This window comes from Xanthomonas sp. CFBP 8151 (assembly GCF_011761885.1).
GTDB lineage: Bacteria > Pseudomonadota > Gammaproteobacteria > Xanthomonadales > Xanthomonadaceae > Xanthomonas > Xanthomonas arboricola_B.
This window is the reverse complement of the sequence record NZ_JAASQZ010000001.1, coordinates 395,368-413,842: the sequence shown is the minus strand read 5'-3', so window position 1 is coordinate 413,842 and position 18,475 is coordinate 395,368. Positions and strand designations below refer to the sequence as shown.

General features: G+C 66.6%; 15 protein-coding genes and 1 pseudogene. 10 read left to right on the top strand and 6 right to left on the bottom strand.

Annotated elements, in window-relative coordinates; genetic code table 11:
- Positions 1-148: 148 nt before the first annotated feature.
- The 3 genes from FHT08_RS01870 to FHT08_RS01860 all read left to right on the top strand — a co-directional run bounded on the left by FHT08_RS01870 (position 149) and on the right by FHT08_RS01860 (position 2,841).
- A complete protein-coding gene (locus tag FHT08_RS01870) occupies positions 149-1,420 on the top strand; it encodes a pyridoxal phosphate-dependent aminotransferase (protein ID WP_166774134.1) in 1,272 nt (423 codons plus the stop codon).
- The gene (locus FHT08_RS01865) at positions 1,420-2,097 is read left to right on the top strand and encodes an SGNH/GDSL hydrolase family protein (protein WP_104536269.1); all 678 of its coding nucleotides are present in this window, start codon (positions 1,420-1,422) and stop codon (positions 2,095-2,097) included. The genes FHT08_RS01870 and FHT08_RS01865 overlap by 1 nt, the downstream gene beginning before the upstream one ends.
- A 72-nt stretch (positions 2,098-2,169) precedes the next feature.
- The gene (locus tag FHT08_RS01860; RefSeq protein WP_104536270.1) at positions 2,170-2,841 is read left to right on the top strand and encodes a methyltransferase; all 672 of its coding nucleotides are present in this window, start codon (positions 2,170-2,172) and stop codon (positions 2,839-2,841) included.
- Positions 2,842-3,488: 647 nt separating this feature from the next.
- On the opposite strand, the gene FHT08_RS01855 is transcribed toward FHT08_RS01860, so the two are convergent.
- Together FHT08_RS01855 and FHT08_RS01850 are read right to left on the bottom strand one after the other, a co-directional pair.
- Positions 3,489-5,678 carry a TonB-dependent siderophore receptor gene (locus tag FHT08_RS01855; RefSeq protein ID WP_166774132.1) on the bottom strand — a complete coding sequence of 730 codons (2,190 nt, stop codon included), beginning with the start codon at positions 5,676-5,678 and terminating at the stop codon, positions 3,489-3,491.
- Between the two features lie 286 nt (positions 5,679-5,964).
- Complete coding sequence (locus FHT08_RS01850) at positions 5,965-6,756, bottom strand: polysaccharide deacetylase family protein (protein ID WP_208408805.1); 792 nt, start codon at positions 6,754-6,756, stop codon at positions 5,965-5,967.
- Positions 6,757-6,801: 45 nt separating this feature from the next.
- Here FHT08_RS01850 and grxD point away from each other — a divergent pair, with 45 nt between their 5' ends.
- The gene (gene grxD / locus FHT08_RS01845) at positions 6,802-7,728 is read left to right on the top strand and encodes a Grx4 family monothiol glutaredoxin (RefSeq protein ID WP_166774129.1); all 927 of its coding nucleotides are present in this window, start codon (positions 6,802-6,804) and stop codon (positions 7,726-7,728) included.
- A 203-nt stretch (positions 7,729-7,931) separates the two neighbouring features.
- Positions 7,932-8,801 (top strand): hypothetical protein, encoded by an 870-nt coding sequence (locus FHT08_RS01840; RefSeq protein WP_166774127.1) that lies wholly within the window; start codon positions 7,932-7,934, stop codon positions 8,799-8,801.
- A 296-nt stretch (positions 8,802-9,097) separates the two neighbouring features.
- Here the strand turns inward: FHT08_RS01840 and FHT08_RS01835 are convergent, their stop codons facing one another.
- A complete protein-coding gene (locus FHT08_RS01835; RefSeq protein WP_166774124.1) occupies positions 9,098-9,658 on the bottom strand; it encodes a DUF924 family protein in 561 nt (186 codons plus the stop codon).
- A 140-nt stretch (positions 9,659-9,798) separates the two neighbouring features.
- Here FHT08_RS01835 and FHT08_RS01830 point away from each other — a divergent pair, with 140 nt between their 5' ends.
- From FHT08_RS01830 to FHT08_RS01815, 4 genes are all read left to right on the top strand, one after another.
- Positions 9,799-11,199, top strand: a complete 1,401-nt coding sequence (locus FHT08_RS01830; protein WP_104536277.1) for an amidohydrolase — start codon at positions 9,799-9,801, stop codon at positions 11,197-11,199.
- Positions 11,196-12,476: an amidohydrolase family protein gene (locus FHT08_RS01825; protein WP_166774122.1), complete on the top strand. Its 1,281-nt coding sequence runs from the start codon at positions 11,196-11,198 to the stop codon at positions 12,474-12,476. Before FHT08_RS01830 ends, FHT08_RS01825 begins: the two co-directional genes overlap by 4 nt.
- Before the next feature lie 31 nt (positions 12,477-12,507).
- A complete protein-coding gene (locus FHT08_RS01820; protein ID WP_047130665.1) occupies positions 12,508-12,924 on the top strand; it encodes a DUF2809 domain-containing protein in 417 nt (138 codons plus the stop codon).
- Positions 12,925-13,068: 144 nt separating this feature from the next.
- Entirely contained in the window at positions 13,069-13,395 is a 327-nt protein-coding gene (locus tag FHT08_RS01815; RefSeq protein ID WP_196299017.1) for a hypothetical protein, read from the top strand.
- A gap of 351 nt (positions 13,396-13,746) precedes the next feature.
- On the opposite strand, the gene FHT08_RS01810 is transcribed toward FHT08_RS01815, so the two are convergent.
- Positions 13,747-14,562, bottom strand: a complete 816-nt coding sequence (locus tag FHT08_RS01810) for a cellulase (RefSeq protein ID WP_047130652.1) — start codon at positions 14,560-14,562, stop codon at positions 13,747-13,749.
- Positions 14,563-14,935: 373 nt separating this feature from the next.
- Here FHT08_RS01810 and FHT08_RS01805 point away from each other — a divergent pair.
- A pseudogene (locus FHT08_RS01805) lies at positions 14,936-15,074 on the top strand (fatty acid-binding protein DegV); the annotation flags it as partial.
- Between the two features lie 323 nt (positions 15,075-15,397).
- On the opposite strand, the gene FHT08_RS01800 reads toward FHT08_RS01805, so the two are convergent.
- Positions 15,398-16,978, bottom strand: coding sequence for a CocE/NonD family hydrolase (locus FHT08_RS01800; RefSeq protein WP_166774120.1), 1,581 nt, complete (start codon positions 16,976-16,978; stop codon positions 15,398-15,400).
- Positions 16,979-17,397: 419 nt separating this feature from the next.
- A complete protein-coding gene (thiL, locus tag FHT08_RS01795; RefSeq protein ID WP_047130650.1) occupies positions 17,398-18,372 on the bottom strand; it encodes a thiamine-phosphate kinase in 975 nt (324 codons plus the stop codon).
- Positions 18,373-18,475: the final 103 nt, after the last annotated feature.

Here is an 18,475-nt window from a genome sequence, read left to right as displayed (position 1 = left end):
GATTCTAGCCGGCTGGCCGCAGCGGCTTGTGCAATCGGGCCTTGCGCCCGGGCTGAAGCGCCCCTTGACATCGTTGCCGATGCAAGCATGTCCGCCTGTCATATTTCCGCTACCATGCCAAGCCTCACGCCTACAACCGGCCCGTCGCATGTCCACTGCCCCGCAAAAGCCGCTCGCCATCCGCGAGCGTCTGTCCGAAGTCCGCTACGAAATCCGGGGCGAGCTGGCGCGACGAGCGCGGGAACTGGAGGCGCAGGGCCGCAAGCTGATCAAGCTCAATATCGGCAATCCGGGCGCGTTCGGGTTCCGTGCGCCGGAGCATCTGCAGCGCGCGATCGCCGACGACATGGGCCGCACCGATCCCTACACCCATCAGCAAGGCCTGCCGGAAGCGCGCGAGGCGATCGCCACCGCGTATGCGCGGCGCCAACACCCGGATGCGCATCCGGACCGCATCTTCGTCGGCAACGGCGTCAGCGAGCTGATCGACCTGTCGCTGCGTGCGCTGCTCAATCCCGGTGACGAAGTGCTGGTGCCCTCGCCCGACTATCCGCTGTGGTCGGCCGCCACCATCCTCAACGATGGCCGGCCGGTGTATTACCGCTGCGCACCGGAAAACGGCTTCCAGCCGGACCCGGTGGAAATCGAGACGCTGGTGTCCTCGCGCACCCGCGCCATCGTGCTGATCAATCCGAACAATCCCAGCGGCGCCAGTTATTCGCGCGAACTGCTGGAGCGCATCGTGGCCATCGCCAGCAAGCACAACCTGCTGCTGATGGTCGATGAGATCTACGACCAGGTGCTCTACGACGACGCCGCCTTCGTGCCGGTGGCGCCGCTAGCCGGTGCGCATCCGTGCATCACCTTCGGCGGCCTGAGCAAGGTGCACCGCGCCTGCGGCTGGCGCGTCGGCTGGGCGCTGCTGTCGGGCGAGCAGTCGCGCATCAACGACCTGCGCAACGCGATGGACCTGCTCGGCGCCTTGCGCCTGTGCGCCAACGTGCCGGGCCAGTACGCCATCGATGCGGCAGTCAACGGGCCGGACACCATCTCGGCGCTGTGCGCGCCGGGCGGCCGTCTGTACGAAACCCGCCGTGCGGTGATCGAGGCCTGCGCGGCCAGCGAGCACCTGTCGCTGGTGGCGCCGGCCGGCGCGCTGTATGCGTTCCCTGCAGTGGTCGGCCCGGCCGCGCGCAACTTCGACGACCACGAATTCGCGCTCGACCTGATGAACACCGAAGGCGTGCTGGTGGTGCCGGGTTCCAGCTTCAACGTGCCCTACCGCCACCACTTCCGCGTGACCCTGATGCCGGAAGCGCCGGTGATGCGCGATGTGTTCGCACGCATCGACCGTGCCCTGGCGCGCCGCGCCGAGGCGGTCACCAAGGTCGTGCCGCTCAAGTCGCGCAGCGTGGCCTGATGGCGGCGGCCGGCACGCCGCTGCGCTATCTAGCGCTCGGCGATTCCTACACCATCGGCGAAGGCGTTGCCCCCGAGCAGCGCTGGCCGGTGCAACTGGTCGACGGTTTGCGTGCCTACGGCTGGAACGTGGCGCCGCCGCAGATCATCGCCACCACCGGCTGGACCACCGACGAGCTGCAGGCCGGTCTCGATGCCGCTGCGCCGCAGGGGCCGTTCGAGCTGGTGAGCCTGCTGATCGGTGTCAACAACCAATACCGCGGGCGTTCGCTGGACGCGTACCGCAGCCAGTTCGATGCGTTGCTGCAGCGTGCGATCGGGTTCGCCGGCGGGCTTGCGGCACGCGTGTTCGTGCTGTCGATTCCCGATTGGGGGCTGACCCCGTTTGCGCATGCGCAGGGCGGCGATGCGGCGCTGATCGGCGCACAGATCGATGCCTTCAACAGCGTAGCCGCCGAACGCTGCGCCGCACGCTCGGTGCGCTTTGTCGACATCACCGCCACCAGCCGCGATGGCGGCGACGCTGCCGACATGCTGGTCGACGATGGCCTGCATCCCTCCGGCGCCATGTATGCGCGCTGGACCGCATTGGCACTGCCTGCGGCGCGCGATGCGATAGCGGCTGCCAACGCGATCGGGATGGACCACGCCACGCGCGGGCAGCCCCAATCGCGTTAGCAGGCCCCAAGCTCGCCGCGCACCAAGCCTCATTGCCAAGGAACGACATTGCACAGCACCGCCACCCAACCCATGAGCCGCGCGCAGGCGCTGGCGATCGCGCGCGCGTTTTTGCCGCCGCATCCGCTGGGTAATCGCTACGACTATTACTACACCCAGGCCAAGCTGCGTACCGACCCGCTGTATCCGGGCGTGCTGGCCGAGTTGCGCAGCACCACCGCGCCCGTGCTGGATCTGGGCTGCGGGCTGGGCCTGCTCGCGCATGCATTGCGTGCCGATGGCCAGGCATTGGTGTATCACGGGGTGGATGTGGACGCGTCCAAGATCCGCCGCGCGCAACACATCGCGCAGCGCTCTGCGTTGGGCAATACGCAGTTTGCCGTGGTCGATCTGAGCGTGGCCTGGCCGCAACACCGCGGCAGCGTGACCATTCTGGACGTGCTGCAGTATCTGCAGGCCGACATGCAGGCCAGCCTGCTGCGCAGCGTGGCGCAGATGCTGACGCCGGGCGCGAAGCTGGTGATCCGCAGCGCATTGGGCGATGCCAGCAGCCGTGGCCGCACCAGCCGCGTGACCGACGTGCTGGCGCATCTGAGCGGCTGGATGCAGCGCATGCCGCGCAGCTATCCCACCCGCGACAGCCTGCAGGCGCAGCTGGATGCCGCCGGCCTGCGTGCGACATTTGCGCCGTTGTATGGCAACACGCCATTCAACAACTGGTTGATCGTAGCCGAGCCGCGCTGAGGCCGTGCACAACGTGCCTGGCTCGCGGACGTACTTGCGGCGTGTCCCGCAAGGGTGGGCGGGCAAGGGCCCTGCAGCGAAGTCGCAGAGCAGCCGCTCTACAACTGATCCATCCGCGCTGACCAATCACTTCGGGACAACCAACTCATCGAGCCGCCGCTTTGTCTAGATGCAGGCAAAGGCCTGGTTCGCCGAGTGCGCGGTGCCCTTACCGCTCGCGGGACACGCCGTGAATCCGTCCGTGGAGGCTCGGTGGCGGCATCCTTGCCGCCACACGGTCCCGCAATCGGTAAGGGCACCGCGCCAGAGAGTTTGTAGGTTGCTTTGTTGAAAGCCATGCACACCGACCATCTCGACGGGTCCTTGCCCGCCCACCGTCGCGGGACCTTACGCGGCATGGATGCCGCGTAAGCGCCTACACGGACGTACTTGCGGCGTGTCCTGCGAGGATGGGCGGGCAAGGGCCCTGCAGCCAAGCCGCAGAGTAGCCGCTCTACAACCGATCTATCCGCGCTTACCAATCACTTCGGGACAACCAAGTCATCGAGCCGCCGCGCCGTTTGGATGCAGGCAAAGGCTTGGTTAGCCCACCGTCGCATGACCTTTGGCGGCATCGATACCGCCAAAGCCTGTCGTCTTGAGCAAGGTCAGAACTTCCAGGACAGCGTCAGCTCCACATCGCGCGGATCGCCGTAGATCAACTGGCTTTGATAGACGATGTTGGCGTAGTACTTGCGGTCGAACAGATTGCGCACGTTGAGCTGTGCCGACCATGCCTGGTTGATGTCGTAGCGCGCCATCGCGTTGGCCAGCACAACGCTGCCCTGGGTCAGCCGCTGCGTGCTGCCCTGTGGCCCGGACATCAATTCGTGGATGGCCGACTGCCAGCTCAGGCCACCGCCCACGCGCCATGGGCCGGTCTGCCAACTGGTGAACAGGGTGGCCTCGCGACGCGGGCTGGTCGGATTGACGTCGACGCCGCTGGCATCGTTGGCATCGAATTGGGCGAAGCCGAATGCGATCCGCCACTGCCCGGACAGCTGCCCATCGAGCTGGAACTCCACGCCCTGGCTGACCGTGCCCTTCGCCGCCAGGAAGGCCTGATTGGTGGTGCCGGGCACCAATTGTCCGGGGTCGTTGACCGCCAGGTTGTCCTGCTCGATACGGAACAACGCCAGCGCCGCGTTGAGCTGGCCACCGAGGTATTCGCCCTTGGCGCCGACCTCGTAGCTGTTGCCCTCCAGCGGGGCGAGATAGCGCCCGCTGCGGTCGCGATTGTTTTGCGGCTTGAAGATGCCGGTGTAGCTGGCGTAGAGCGAATGGTGGTCGTCCACGTCCAGGATCAGGCCGGCGTACGGCGTGGTGCGGCCACGGCGCTCGTAGGTGTTGGCCGGCACCAGCTGATCGGTGTTTTTCCAGTCGGTGACGCGTGCGCCGACGATGGCCGTGAGCGCGTCGGTCAGGCTGAAACGACCGGCAGCGTAGGCGGCCACCTGGCGCACGTCGCGTTCTTCGCCCTTTACCAGCGGCGTCCATTGCGGCTGCGCCATGCTGCCGGTCCAGGCGTAGACGCTTTCGGCCGCCAGTATCTGCGGCGGCTGCGGCCCGTTGGACCAACTGCGCACGTTGCGGTTCATCCAGGTGGCCCCGGCAACCAGTTCGTGGTTGCGGCCCCACCAGGTCAGCGGCACGCTGAGGTAGGCATCCAGGCTGTTTTGCGCAGTGAGTGCGGGATAGCGCCCGCCAAAATTGCTGGCAAGGCCCAGGCCGGTCTCGCGGTCCGGGTAATCGAGATAGCCGAACAGCACCGACTTCCAATCGGCTTCGAACCGCTGATGCGAGTACTCCACGTGCAGCTGCGCACCGTTGTCGAAGCGATGGGTCAGGCCGGCGAACGCATTGGTGGTGTCTGCCACACCGCGCGCCCAGCGCGGCGTGAACGAATCCGAGCGTGCAAAATCGGTGCGGCTGCCGTCGCTGAAGTACGCCGGCACCCCGCCCCAGGTAGTGCCGCGGCCGTCGTTGCGCTGCTTGTTGACGCCGATGTAGCCGCGCGTGGCATCGCTGAAATCCGCATCGACGATGCCGTAGAACAGCGACGATTGCTTGCTGTAGTAATCGCGGAACGACTGCTTGTCCTCGTAACTGGCAACCACCCGTCCACGCACGTTGCCGGCCGCGTTCAAGGGCGATTGCAGGTCGACGGTGCCGCGGTAGCGATCCCAACGCCCTGCCGACAGATCGACCCGACCGGTGAACACATCGCTGTCGGCATGTTTGCGCACCAGGTCGATCGACGCGGCCGGGCTGCCCGCCCCGGTGGTCAGGCCGTTGGCGCCGCGGATGATTTCCACCCGGTCGTAGATCGCCATGTTCTGCTGCACATCGCCGGTGTAGTCGGTGGGAATGCCGTCGATGCGGTAGTAGTCCACTTCGAAGCCGCGCGCGTTGATGTAAGTGCGCTCGGTGTCCCAGGTGGGCGAGTTGAAGCCGGCCACGGTGTCGGTGACGTCCTGCAGCGATTGCAGGTTGCGGTCGACGATCTGCTGTCGGGTCACCACCACCACCGACTGCGGCGTCTCGCGCAGCGACAGCTCCAGCTTGGTCGAACTGCGCGCGACATCGGCGGTGTAGGAGTCGCTGCCTTCGGTTGCGGCGCCGCGGTGCGCCTCGATCTGCAGGCGGTCCAGATCGACCGGATCGCGTGTGTTCGATTGCGCCGCAGCCGCCAACGGCCACGCGCAGGCCAGCGCCAGCAGGGAGTACGCCAGCGGCCGCTGCGGCGAACGGAGATCCGCACGCGTGAGCGCGCGCGCAGGGACGGTGCGATGGGACATGGGGTCAGCCTCAAGAGCGAGTATGGCCGTCGATGACGGCGATTGAGGCTGGCGCCGGCAGCGCCGTCGGAAGGCGCGCACCGTTTGCTGGCTGGGGGCGCATGTTCGATCCGCGTTAAATCGCTGTCAATACATGCGCGGATCGACGTTGCGCCAAGCGCTGATCGCTGCGTTAAGTCCGATCAACGGAAAACGACGCGTCGCAGCGAAGCATTCCCACCGACAGGGACGATGGATCCGGCAACGTACGACCTGGTTCGCCGTCGGCCGCGCTGTGCGCAGGACCTCAGAGCGGACGCCGCCCCGCCAGGCCGCGCGCATGCATTGCCTCCAGCACGCCACGCAGGATGGTGAGGTTGTGGCCGTGCGCGGCGCCTTCGTGCAGCAGCACAATGGCGCCGGGATTCAGGTCGCGCACGATGCGGGCCACGGTGGCCTCCGGCTCGCAACGCACCCCGTCGAAACCGCGCGCGCTCCAGGCCACGCGGGTCAGCCCGTGCGCACGCAGCGGCGAAGCGACGAAGGGGTTGGTCATGCCCACCACCGAGCGGTACAGCCGCGGCGCTTGCCCGGTGATGGTGGCCAGCACGCGCTGTGCCTGGCCGATTTCCTGCGCCATGCGATGCGGTCCCAGCGCCCAGAACCAGGCCTGCGGATGGGTATGGCTGTGATTGCCGATGCCATGCCCGCGCCGCACCATCTCGCGCACCAGTTCAGGCCGCTGCTCGGCGCGTGCGCCGACCACGAAGAAGGTGGCCTTGGCATCGAAGGCGTCCAGCAGATCCAGCATCGCCGGGGTGTCGTCGGAGGGGCCATCGTCGATGGTCAGCCACACCTGCGGGGCGCGGCCCGGCAGACGCGCCAGCACCGGGCCATACAGGCGCGCGCGCGGCAGGAACACCGGCACCACGAACAAGGCATGCGACATCAGCAACGCAGGCACACCCCATACCCAGCCCAGATGCCACCACAGCAGCGCCACCGCTGCCTGCGACAGGGCCAGCAGGCCTATCCAGCGGTACGGGTGCGAGGGGATGCGATACAGCGTTTGAAGCGTGGTCATGCCGCATGATGCCATGCAGCGTAGAATGCCCGGACTCCACGATCTGACCGAAGCGCTGCCATGTCCCTCGATCCCGCCCTGCGTTCCCGCATCGATACGCTGCTGCAATCCAGCCGCGTGGTGCTCTTCATGAAAGGCCAGCCCGGCATGCCGCAGTGCGGCTTTTCGGCCAAGGCGGTCGGCGTGCTGGACGGCCTGGGCATCGACTATGCCCACGTCAACGTGCTCGCCGACCAGGAGATCCGCGAGGGCATCAAGGCCTACGGCGACTGGCCGACCATTCCCCAGCTGTATGTGGACGGCGAGTTGATCGGCGGCAGCGACATCATCGTGCAGATGGCAGACAGCGGCGAGTTGAGCAGCATGCTCGGCCTGCAGGCGCCAGACAGGACACCGCCCAGGATCACCATCACCCCGGCCGCGGTCGAGATGCTCAAGGGCGCGCTGGCCGATGCGCCGGATGCCTCGCTGACGCTGGCCATCGATGCCGACTTCCAGCCGAACTTCCAGCTGGCACCGACCAACCCGAACGCCATCGCGGCCGAGTCCAACGGCCTGCGCGTGCAGTTCGATCTGGCCAGCGCCCGCCGCGCCGACGGCATCACCATCGACTGGGTGGACGACATCCGCGGCCGGGGCCTGGCCATCGACAACCCCAACGCGCCCAAGCCGGTACAGGAGTTGTCGGTGCGCGATGCCGACGACCGCCTCAAGGCCGGTACGCTGACCCTGGTGGACGTGCGCCCGGCCGACGAACGTGCCCTGGCCAGCGTTGCCGCGCCGTTCCGTACGCTGGATGCGCATGAGCGCGCCGCCATCGAGCAGTTGCCCAAGGACACCCTGCTGGCGTTCCTGTGCCACCGTGGCGGGCGCAGCCTGCAGGCGGCCGAGCACTTCCGCAGCCTGGGTTTCAGCAACGTCCACAACGTCACCGGCGGCATCGATGCATGGTCGGACGAGGTGGACAACGGCGTAGCCAAGTACTGAGCAAGACAGGCGGCGCGGCCGGTATCGGAATCTATCTCCGGCGCGCAGGCACTGCGGTTCCTGCGCGCCATCGGCACGGATAACGGTCCGCTGGAACCACCCGCCAGGTTTCAAGCCGCGTTTGCTACATTGCACACCCGAAACGGGCGCTCCACGGAGCGTCCGTTTCGTCATGGATCGACACGCACAAGGACTTCGCTGCAATGCACACTCACCTGCTCTGTCTTGCACTGGCCGCGCTGTTGCCGCTGGCCGCACAGGCTGCCGAACCTGCACGTGCGGTCATGCTGGTACAGACCTACGACAGCCAGCCGACCGAAGACCCGCTGGAATACATTCCGGTGTGGCTGGGCAGCGGCGTAGCGAAGGATTCCACCATGCCCAGGTCGCTGCTGAGCCAACCGCTGCAGGTCTTCAATGCGGGCGTGCCCACCGGCACCGTGCGGCTTGCGTCGCTGAGCGTCGACGACAACAGCATGTGCGGCGGCACGGCAAAACTGCGCTTGAAGGGCACGAGCACGCTGTCCAGTTCGCCGCTGCTATCGACGGTGGATCTCAATCCCGGCAAGCGCTTTGCAAGCCGTGACGCCACAGCTGCCGAACAGGCCGAGCTGTTGCGACAGGTCGGCGAAACCGCGCAGCTGCGCAAGCGCGTCAAGCCTGCGGCGCTGGCCCAGGCATTGACGGCATTCACGGCCGATCGTGCGCGGGATCTGGCGGCGCTGCAGATCTTTACCGATACCCGGCAGCCGCAGCGCCGCGTGGCCGTGCTGACCTCCAATCACCCGACCAGCACCGGCAACCCGGACAACCCGACCGGCGTCCTCGTCGTGCTTGCCATCCTCGAACACGACGGCAGCCGCTGGCAGTTCCGCAAGGGCAGCGCGGCCAGCGGCTGTGACGATTGCGAAGACCTGCCTTTGCGCACGCATCTGCTGCAGTTCGGCGATATCGACGGCAACGGCACACTCGACTTCGTGCTGTCGGAAAGCGGCTACGAGAGCTACGGCTTCTATCTGCTGCTCGGCGAGGGCGCGAACTGGCGCTCGGAAGGCTTGATGGGCGGCTGTTGATCGGTCGCAGCGCGATGGCCGATGCGCGCATCGGTATCGGCGTTGCGTTGCACCACGGGCGGGATCCAGAACAGCGCGGCTCGTCGCCGCGCAAGCGATCCACACATCGCCGGTGCGAGGCCATTGATGCAGTTGCGCACCTGCATGATGTCGATCAACGCTCGACATCACGCGCATGTGCATCATCTACCGATCGCATCGATCGTCCCACGCAATGCGCATGCCCAACGCAAGTAGGCGGTGCGGGAAAGCCGTCGCGGCGCGCAACCGCGGCAGGCCACAACCGCTGCCATCCCTCAGCCGGTAAATCCACCGTCATCGAGAAACTGCCGTTCTTCCACGGTGGTCTCGCGCCCCAGTACCGCATTGCGATGCGGGAAGCGACCGAAGCGCTGGATGATCTGCTGATGCTCCACTGCCCAGCGCGTGGTTTCTGCATCGTCCAACGCGGTGATCAGCTGCACCGAACGTCCCTGCTCCTGCAGATCTTCGGCATGCTCCAACGGCAGATAGAAAAACAGCCGCAACTGCGCGGAGACCTCTTGGTCGAAACCGCTGGCAAGCGCCTGCTTGGCGTAGGCCAGCGCCAGGCCATCGGTGGCGTAGGCATGCGCGCTGCCGCGGAACGCGTTGCGCGGGAACTGGTCGAGCAAGATCAGCAAGGCCAGCGCATCTTCGGCACGTTCCATCCAGTGCGCATATTCGCCACGCGCCGCTGCGAAGTGCTGCTCGCTGAAATGCTGGCGGAAGTTGGCATCGAAGGCATCGTTGTGCGTGAACCAGCGTGCCGAGCCGGCCAGTTCCCAGAAAGCCAGCACCACATCGGCCTGTTTGTTGCGTTCTGATTTGACGATCATCGACGTGTCCCCTGACGAATGCGGCACAGCATGCACCGGCCCATGTGATGAGCCCGCCGCCGCCGGCGCTGCAGCACTTGGCAAGCGCGCCGCCGGCCGCTAGGTTTGCGGCTGACGTTTTCGTTGCACCGGGGAAATCCATGCGTTCCATCCTGTTCGCCGCGCTCGGCGCGGCCGTGCTGTGCGGTCCTGCGTCTGCGGCATCGCGTTTCGTGCAAGACCCCTACCCCAGCACCTATCGCGCGCTCGCGTCCGCTCCGGTATTGATCCAGCACGCCACCGTGCTCACCGGCACCGGCCAGCGGCTGGACGACGCCGACGTGCTGCTGCGCGACGGCAAGGTGGCCGCGGTCGGGCGCGCGCTGCAGGCGCCGGCCGATGTGCGCCGCATCGACGGCACCGGCAAATGGGTCACCCCCGGCATCATCGACGTGCACTCGCATCTGGGCGTGTATCCCAGCCCCGGCGTCAGCGCGCACAGCGATGGCAACGAGATGACCGCCCCGGTGACGCCGAACGTGTGGGCCGAGCATTCGATCTGGCCGCAGGATCCCGGCTTCGGCACCGCCCTGGCCGGCGGCGTGACCTCGCTGCAGGTACTGCCGGGCTCGGCCAATCTGATCGGCGGGCGCGGCGTCACCCTCAAGAATGTCGCCTCCACCACCTACCAGGGCATGAAGTTTCCCGGTGCCCCCTGGGGCCTGAAGATGGCCTGCGGCGAGAACCCCAAGCGCGTGTACGGCCAGAAGGGCGGCCCCGGCACGCGCATGGGCAACGTGGCCGGTTACCGCGCCGCCTTCATCGATGCGGCCGAGTATCTGCAGAAGACTGCGCCGAAGAAAAAGACCGCGAAAAAGCGCCATTGGTGGAGCCGCGGCGGCGACAACGACAGCAGCGGCGATGCCGGCGGCAAGCGCGATCTCAAGCTCGACACGCTGGCCGGGGCGATCAACGGCGACATCCGCGTGCATATCCACTGCTACCGCGCCGACGAGATGGCGACCATGCTGGACCTGTCCAAGGAATTCGGCTTCCACATCGCCGCCTTCCATCATGGCGTGGAGGCCTACAAGCTGGCCGACCGGCTGGCGCAGGACAACGTCTGCGGCGCGCTGTGGGCCGACTGGTGGGGCTTCAAGATGGAGGCCTTCGATGGCATCCAGGAAAACATCGCGCTGGTCGACAGACCGGCCAACAGCTGCGCCATCGTGCATTCGGATTCGGAAGAAGGCATCCAGCGCCTGAATCAGGAAGCGGCCAAGGTGCTCGCCAACGCGCGCCGCAGCGGAATGGAGATTCCGCCCGAGCGTGCGATCCGCTGGCTCACCAGCAATGCCGCCAAGGCGCTTGGCATCGAGCAGCAGACCGGCGCACTGGAGCCGGGCAAGATGGGCGATATGGTGGTGTGGAACGGCAATCCCTTCAGCTCCTACGCGCTGGCCGAACAGGTCTATATCGACGGCGCGCAGGTCTACGACCGCCACGATCGCCGCCTGCAGCCGGTGTCGGACTTCATGCTCGGCCAGGAGGTGGCGCGATGAGCCGCGCAATCTTCGTTGGCCCGCGTCTACGCGCGATCTCTGCTGTGGTCCTGGCAGTGCTTGCATTGCCCGCAGTCGGCCAGCAGGTGCTGATCCGTGGCGCGACCGTGCATACCGCCACCGCACAAGGCACGCTGCGCAATACCGATGTGCTGGTGCAGGGTGGCGTGATCCGCGCGATCGGCAGCAACCTGGCCGTGCCGGCCGATGGCCGCGTGGTCGAGGCCGGGGGCCGCCCGCTGACGCCGGCCCTGTTCGGCGGCATCACCGAGATCGGCATCGAAGAAGTCTCCGGCGAAGACAGCACCGTGGACAGCGGCGTCAAACTCAGCGACCAGCCGATGCGTCCGGAATTCGACGTCACCCTGGCCTACAACCCCGATTCGGTGCTGGTGCCGGTGGCGCGCGTGGAAGGCATCGGCTTCACCGCGTTGGGCGCGACCACCAGCGGTGCCTTCATCGCCGGACAAGGTGGCGTGGTGCGGCTGGACGGCAGCCCGGACCCGGTTGGCCCGCATGCCCTGTTCATCCGCATCGGCGCGGCGGCGTCCGATCTCACCGGCAGCTCGCGCGCCGCGCAATGGATGCTGCTCGACCAACTGGTGGCCGAGGCACGCGGACGCGTGCCGGCCGACTCGCCGCATGCGCTGCTGACCCCGGTCGGCCGCAACGTGCTGGCCAAATATCTGGCCGGGCAGGGCCGCATCGTGGTGCAGGTGGAGCGCGCCGCAGACATCCGCCAGTTGTTGCGTTGGGCGCAGCGCGAAAAGGTGCGCATCGCCATTGCCGGTGGCGCGGAGGCCTGGAAGCTCGCGCCGCAACTGGCGCAGGCCAGGGTGCCGGTGCTGGTGGACGCGCTGGCGGATCTGCCGTCCACCTTCGACCAGATCGGTGCGACGCTGGAAAATGCGGCACGTCTGCGTGCGGCCGGCGTGGAAGTCAGCTTTGCCCAGAGCGGGGATGCCTCGCATAACGCGCGCAAGCAGCGCCAGCTGGCCGGCAACGCGGTCGCCAATGGATTGCCGTGGGAAGCCGGCCTGGCCGGCCTAACCCGGGTGCCGGCAGAGATCTTCGGCGTGGGCGATCGCATCGGCAGCATTGCAGTCGGCAAGCAGGCCGACCTGGTGCTGTGGGAAGGCGACCCGCTGGATGTCGCCCACTACGCCGAGCAGGTGTGGCTGGGCGGCCGCGACATGCCGATGCGCTCGCGCCAGACCGAGCTGCGCGAGCGTTACATGCAACCGGCCGGCGCGTTGCCGCGGGCCTATCTGAAGTGATCGGGGCGGCGGGCGCGCGCGTGCCAGCGCAATGACACGCATGGCGTTGGGCGTACGCAGCGTCTACCTGCTGACCGCACTCGCCGTGTTTGTCATCGAAGTGGCGATCGGTGCTGGCACACTCGGCGGGCCCTGGGTGCGCGGCAGCCTGGGCGATATGCTAGCGGTGATCCTGGTGTATTGCGGGTTGCGCGGCGTGTTTGCGTTATCGCGACGCTGGGCGTGCGTGCTGGCGGTCGCGACCGGGTGCCTGATCGAAGGCCTGCAGGCGCTGCATCTGGCCGACCGGCTCGGGCTGCGCCCCGGCAGCGCGGCCTACATCGCGCTCGGCAACACCGCCACCCTGCACGATCTGCTGATGTATCTGGTCGGCGGCGGCGTGGCGTACATCGGTGATGTGGCGTCATGCCGTGTCGCTGCGTCTTCCCGGCGGCAAACGCCGCATTGATGCACTCCTTCGGGCCTACCGCATGTTTTCCGTCTGCTCATCGGCACTGATCGACAGCGTTGGCGCCCTGTCTGGGCAATGGCAGCAATGGCGTGCCCGCGCCAACCCTGCATCGCAGTGACTTCGCTGTTTCAAGGAAGCGGCTTGCGCTCGATCGATCGGGTCGTGTTACGCCAGGCGCCGGCCAATCTGCTGCGCGGCCTTGAGGCGGTCGGCGGGCGGCTGATCCTGACCGCCGATGCGCTGCACTTCCAGCCGCATCCCTACAACCTGCAGACCCGGTCGCTGACCGTGCACCTGACCCAGATCGCGACCGTGCAACCACGCTGGACGCGCCTGTTCGGCCTGTTGCCGGTGGCGCCGACATCGCTGGCGGTGCAGTTGCACCAGGGCGGCGAACACCGGTTCGTGATCGGCAAACGCGACCAGTGGATGGCCGCCATCGCCTCGGCGCGCGATGCCCTGCGCTGACGCTGCCCCGACACCCGCAGTCGCGCTGATCGATAAGACCGCAGTGCCCGACTGACCTGTCGCAATGCCCTGGCTGCTTTCCGGATACATCGCAGCGCAGACGAAGCGTGCCCTGCGCTGTGTTTCAGAATCGCCTCACGCGCATGGCAGAAGTCATGGCAGTGGTGAATGCTCAAGCAGGCGATCTTGGACACCTGATGCGAAACGTAGCCGTCGGTGGCCAGAGTCGTCGTGCGATCTTCGACGATTTTCGGCCATCGCAGGCGAAGCGGTACCGGCGTGTGTCGTGCTGCACGCCGGTCTCCGATGCCAACCGCGCACGCTCAGCCATGCGGCCGATTGGCGCTGCGCTTACTGCGCGTCCAACGTCGCGCTCACCTTGGCCCAGCCGCTGCCGCGTACCACTTCGAAACCGGCTTCGGCTGCATGCAGATACATGCTGTTGTTGTAGCGCCCATCCTTGGACCGGTTGGTCTGCAACCAGTTGAGGAAGGGCTTGGCGTCCACGTTGAGGCTGCCGCTGGTCTTCAGCGTGGCCTGCCCGGCAGTGCCGGTCGGGATGAAGGTGTAGACGTAGTAGCCGGCACCGGAGTTGAAGCCTTCCCACAGGTCGAAGGTGCGCCCGCCTGCGGTGATCACCTTGCTGGCAGTCAGCGTGCCGATCGGCCAGGAGTTGTGGTCGCCCCAGATCATGACTTCCAGCTGCGGGTTGCCCTTGGCGGTATCCCAGCGGAAGAAGATGTCATAGGCAAAATCGCCCGCGAGATTGGTTCCGCCCGCGCTGTAGGTGAACTTGAGCGGGATTTTGCTCAAGGAGGAAATCTGCCGCGGAAACAGCGTATCGCTGGTCGGGTTCCAGTCGTAGTGCCAGCCGCGCACGATCGCCGGATAGCCGTAGAGGTTGTAGTCGGCGAAGTTGAAGGTGACGGTCAGCTCGGGGGTGCTGCCGGTGCCGAACGTGCCCTGGATGATGTTGTTGGGATCGTTGAAATTATTGACCCACGCATAGTGGTTGCCGAAGACCTTGTAGGGACCGGCCAGCGCCGCTGGCGCCAGGGCGACCAGACCCACGGCCAGTGCAGCCTTCCACCAGCGCGATGCGCGCCGCCGTGTCGGCGGCGCCGGTGTGCCGGTCTGGGTGAGGGTGCGGGATTGGCTGTTTTGCATGGTGACTCTCTCCGTATGGGTTCAGCGCGGCGATGCCGGTGCGGCAGCGTCGAGAGCCGCTTTGCAGCGGTCGCGTTGGACCCTAGCAGCGGCCTTGTATCGGGAGCTATAGCAATTGCGACAGGCCTCGCTCGTCATCTGCGATAGCGGGCGCCATCCGCCAACCGAAGCGTGCGCAGATCCTCAGTTCGCGACCCAACCGGCAGCGTGACAGGATGTATCGGTCATCTGCATGACGGTACGGTGGACGCAAATGGTGCAGAGCCACATGGCTGCGGTCTGTGTCTCTGCCGCACCTGCGGCTGCTTGCTCCAGGCCCTATTCGGATGCGTCGAGCTTGCCTGGTGGCAGTGCGCCAGGCTCCCATCGCGCGATGTTCATTCAACGCAACAACGTCAGCGTATTGCCGATCGGCGTGCGCATCGGCGAAAGGGGGCTGGCCGATCACCGCGATGAGGAAGCGACGCTGCCTGCAGGCGCATGTGGCCGAAAGCGGACACCGAGCGCAGACACCAAGATATAAAGACAACCGGGCCTCCTAGTCGCGGCGTCGTTTACGCAAGGCGGTCAAACGCCCGGTTGATCGAGGGCGCGGTGTCCTTACCGCTCGCGGGACACATCATGCACTGCTGGCAACCACGCACGCCGATCATTTCGACCGGTCCTTGCCCGCCCGCCGTCGCGGGACCTGACGCGGCATGGATGCCGCGCAAGCGCCGACAAGGACGGACTTGCGGCGTCTCCCGCGATGGTGGGCAGGCAAAAACCCCGCAACCAAGCCGCAGCCCTGATGCACGCGGCCCACACCTCACCGCATCGTTAGCTCAGTGCAGCGTTATCGCAGCGGCACGTTCAATACCGATGGCGTTGCCGTCGGCGACGTAAACGTCACCGTGCCGCCGCCATCGCTGGCATCGGTGTAGCGCACATCGCGCGTGTCGATCACCAGCACCAGGCGCTGCCCTGCCGGAATCTCCGCAGCAGCCGCTTGCAGTGGCCAATCCAGCGTCACTGCGCGGCCTGCCGTGGTGCCGCGTAGCGTGTACGGTGCATGCGTGATCAGTTGCGCCACGCCGAATGCGTCCATGCGATACAGATACGCGAACAGGCTCACTTCCGATTGGCTGGGTACCACGGTCACGCGCAACGATGGACTGCCGGCCAGCCGCCGTGGCGTGCTCGACGGCGCACCCACCCACACTGCCGCGCCGATGCGATTGACCAACGGAATCGACGTGGTGACCGGCACACCGATGCCCTGCAACAGACCACTGACCAGTACCACGCCCGAGTCGGCCAACGTCGGCACATCGGTGGCAATGCGCGACTGCCATCCGCTGGCGGTGCCGCCGATCAAGCCGCCGGTGGGGCTGAGCAACCCGGCCGGTGCGGATAACCCCAGCCGCGTGCTTCCCTGTTGCACCGACGCCCAGTCCGCGTACTCCAGCCATTGCCCGGCACGCGGCGACAACCGCACCGGTGCTTCGCTGTCCACGCCGTTACGCAGCTGCTTGAGATGACGATCGAACCAGCGCGTGGCCGCCGTATAGACCTCGTTGGGCAGGCCTAGCGCGCCCGGCAATTCTGCGGTGGCGTGGTCGCCCTGGCTGAGCAGCAACTGCTTGGGTCCGCGCAGCTGGTTGAAGAACGCGATCGTCTGGTTCGGCGGAAACAGCCCGTCGTTGAAGGCATTGCCCAGCAGCACCGCGGTACCACGCGCATTGAGCGCGGCCACATCGCTTGACGGGCTGCGCGACGCGGCTTGCGGCAGGAAGCCCTGCACTGCACCGTCGTAGTCGCCAACTGCAACCCGGGTGCTGATCTGCGCCAGATCCGGGCCGGGACGTCCGGTCAACGCGCCTGCACCGACCAACAGGCCAACGCCTTGCTGGCTGACGGTGCGATTGGAATACAGCGACGCTTCCAGATCGGCCCAGCCGCTGAGCGCAGCCACGGCCTTGATGCGCGGATCGCGCTCGGCCGCCAACAGGCTGATGCCCGCCCCGTAGGAGATGCCCGATGCACCGATCGCATTCGCATTGGCCGGCGTATGTGCCAGCGCCCAGTCGATCACCGCGCTGACGTCTTCCACCGTGTCGGCGCCGGCAATATCGATCTGCCCGGCCGAATCCCAGAACCCGCGCGAGGTGTAGCTGACGACCACGTAGCCATCGCTGGCCAGCTGGGTCGCGCGTCCAAGGTATTCCAGATTCGGCAACGACCAGCTGGCCGGCATCACGATCAACGGAAACGGCCCGCTGCCCTGCCCCTGCGGCACCAGCACCAGCGCGCCCATCGGCGCACCATCCCAGCCGGGAATCCGTTCGTAGGTCTTGCGGAAGGCGCCCGCCACCGCCGACGCCGATGCCACCAGCAACGCCAAGGCGGCGATGCCTCCGATCCAATGCTTGTTCATGCGGATCTCTCCCACGCAAGGCCAGGCCGGGATGGCCCAGCGGCAACTGCCATGCATCCGTGGTTCGGGGGAGAACGTCGCGAACGTACCAGACGGTACGGTATGGCTCAAGGGGCGGGAATCGGGAATCGGGAATCGGGAATCGGGAATCGGGAATCGGGAATCGGGATTTGGGATTTGGGATTTGGGATTTGGGATTTGGGATTTGGGATTTGGGATTTGGGATTTGGGATTTGGGATTTGGGATTTGGGATTTGGGATTCGGGATTCGGGATTCGGGATTCGGGAGGCGGGTGCGTGCGCACCGCAATCGCCGGCTCGCAACTGGAAACAGCGTGCGCTTATCGCCTGGCCGCTCCAGACCCGCAGACGTTGGCTGCGATGCAGCACGCTTGCGCAACGCCTCCCGCGCGCTCAGCTCAGCCGACGAAGTGCTGATACCCGCGCCGCGGCGGCTGCCACGGGTTGCCGTCGGCGTCGTGGACCATCACCCCCGGCGTGGCGACGATCTGGCCGATGCGCGTCGCCGCGACGCCGGCGAAGTCCATCGCCTGCACCACCGCGTCGCGGTGGTGCACGGCGGCGGTGAAGCACAGCTCGTAGTCGTCGCCGCCGCCGAGTTGCCAGCCGATGCATTGCAGCGCGCTGATCCCGGTGCTGCACGGCATCGCCGGCAGTGCCGCCAGCGCCAGCTGCGCGCCCACGCCGCTGCGTTCGCACAGATGGCCCAGATCGGCCAGCAAGCCGTCGGAGACGTCCACACAGGCATGCGCAAGCCCACGCAAGCGCAGCCCGGCCTGCACACGCGGCTGCGGGCGCAACAGGCGACCGCGCCAAAGTTCGTGCAAGGGGTCGGTCGCCGCACAGGTCACGTCCAGCTGGCCGGCTTGCCACAGCGACAACGCCGCCGCCGCTTCGCCCGGCGCGCCGGTCACCCACACATCGTCGCCCACACGTGCACCATCGCGACGCAGCGCCGCACCCGGCGGCAGGCTACCGATCGCAGTCACCGCACACGCCAACGGCCCGCGCGTGGTGTCGCCACCGACCAGCGCAATGGCATGCGCATCGGCCAGTGCAAAGAATCCATCGGCGAACGCATCGACCCACTCGACATCGTCGTGCGGCAACGACAGCGACAAGGTGCACCAGCGCGGTTGCGCACCCATCGCGGCCAGATCGGACAGATTGACCGCCAGCGTCTTCCAGCCCAGATCCTCGGCACGCGTCTCGTGCGGGAAATGCACGCCCGCATTGAGCGTATCGGCAGTGATCGCCAGCTGCTCGCCTGGCGGCGGCTGCAGCAATGCCGCATCGTCGCCAATCCCCAGCGGCACATCCGCACGCGCCGCAATGCGCGCGCGCAAGCGGGCAATCAGATCGAATTCGGGCATGGGGACGGGAATCGGGAGAAGGGAATCGGGAATCGCAAAAGCACATCAGGAGATATCGGAGATGGTGCTCTTACAATTCCCCATTCCCGACTCTCCATTCCCG

Bases quoted from the DNA above. Each gene is read 5' to 3' on its own strand.
- FHT08_RS01870 (WP_166774134.1), top strand. From the start codon at position 149: ATGTCCACTGCCCCGCAAAAGCCGCTCGCCATCCGCGAGCGTCTGTCC.
- FHT08_RS01865 (WP_104536269.1), top strand. From the start codon at position 1,420: ATGGCGGCGGCCGGCACGCCGCTGCGCTATCTAGCGCTCGGCGATTCC.
- FHT08_RS01860 (WP_104536270.1), top strand. From the start codon at position 2,170: ATGAGCCGCGCGCAGGCGCTGGCGATCGCGCGCGCGTTTTTGCCGCCG.
- FHT08_RS01855 (WP_166774132.1), bottom strand. From the start codon at position 5,678: ATGTCCCATCGCACCGTCCCTGCGCGCGCGCTCACGCGTGCGGATCTC.
- FHT08_RS01850 (WP_208408805.1), bottom strand. From the start codon at position 6,756: ATGGCATCATGCGGCATGACCACGCTTCAAACGCTGTATCGCATCCCC.
- grxD (WP_166774129.1), top strand. From the start codon at position 6,802: ATGTCCCTCGATCCCGCCCTGCGTTCCCGCATCGATACGCTGCTGCAA.
- FHT08_RS01840 (WP_166774127.1), top strand. From the start codon at position 7,932: ATGCACACTCACCTGCTCTGTCTTGCACTGGCCGCGCTGTTGCCGCTG.
- FHT08_RS01835 (WP_166774124.1), bottom strand. From the start codon at position 9,658: ATGATCGTCAAATCAGAACGCAACAAACAGGCCGATGTGGTGCTGGCT.
- FHT08_RS01830 (WP_104536277.1), top strand. From the start codon at position 9,799: ATGCGTTCCATCCTGTTCGCCGCGCTCGGCGCGGCCGTGCTGTGCGGT.
- FHT08_RS01825 (WP_166774122.1), top strand. From the start codon at position 11,196: ATGAGCCGCGCAATCTTCGTTGGCCCGCGTCTACGCGCGATCTCTGCT.
- FHT08_RS01820 (WP_047130665.1), top strand. From the start codon at position 12,508: ATGACACGCATGGCGTTGGGCGTACGCAGCGTCTACCTGCTGACCGCA.
- FHT08_RS01810 (WP_047130652.1), bottom strand. From the start codon at position 14,562: ATGCAAAACAGCCAATCCCGCACCCTCACCCAGACCGGCACACCGGCG.
- FHT08_RS01800 (WP_166774120.1), bottom strand. From the start codon at position 16,978: ATGAACAAGCATTGGATCGGAGGCATCGCCGCCTTGGCGTTGCTGGTG.
- thiL (WP_047130650.1), bottom strand. From the start codon at position 18,372: ATGCCCGAATTCGATCTGATTGCCCGCTTGCGCGCGCGCATTGCGGCG.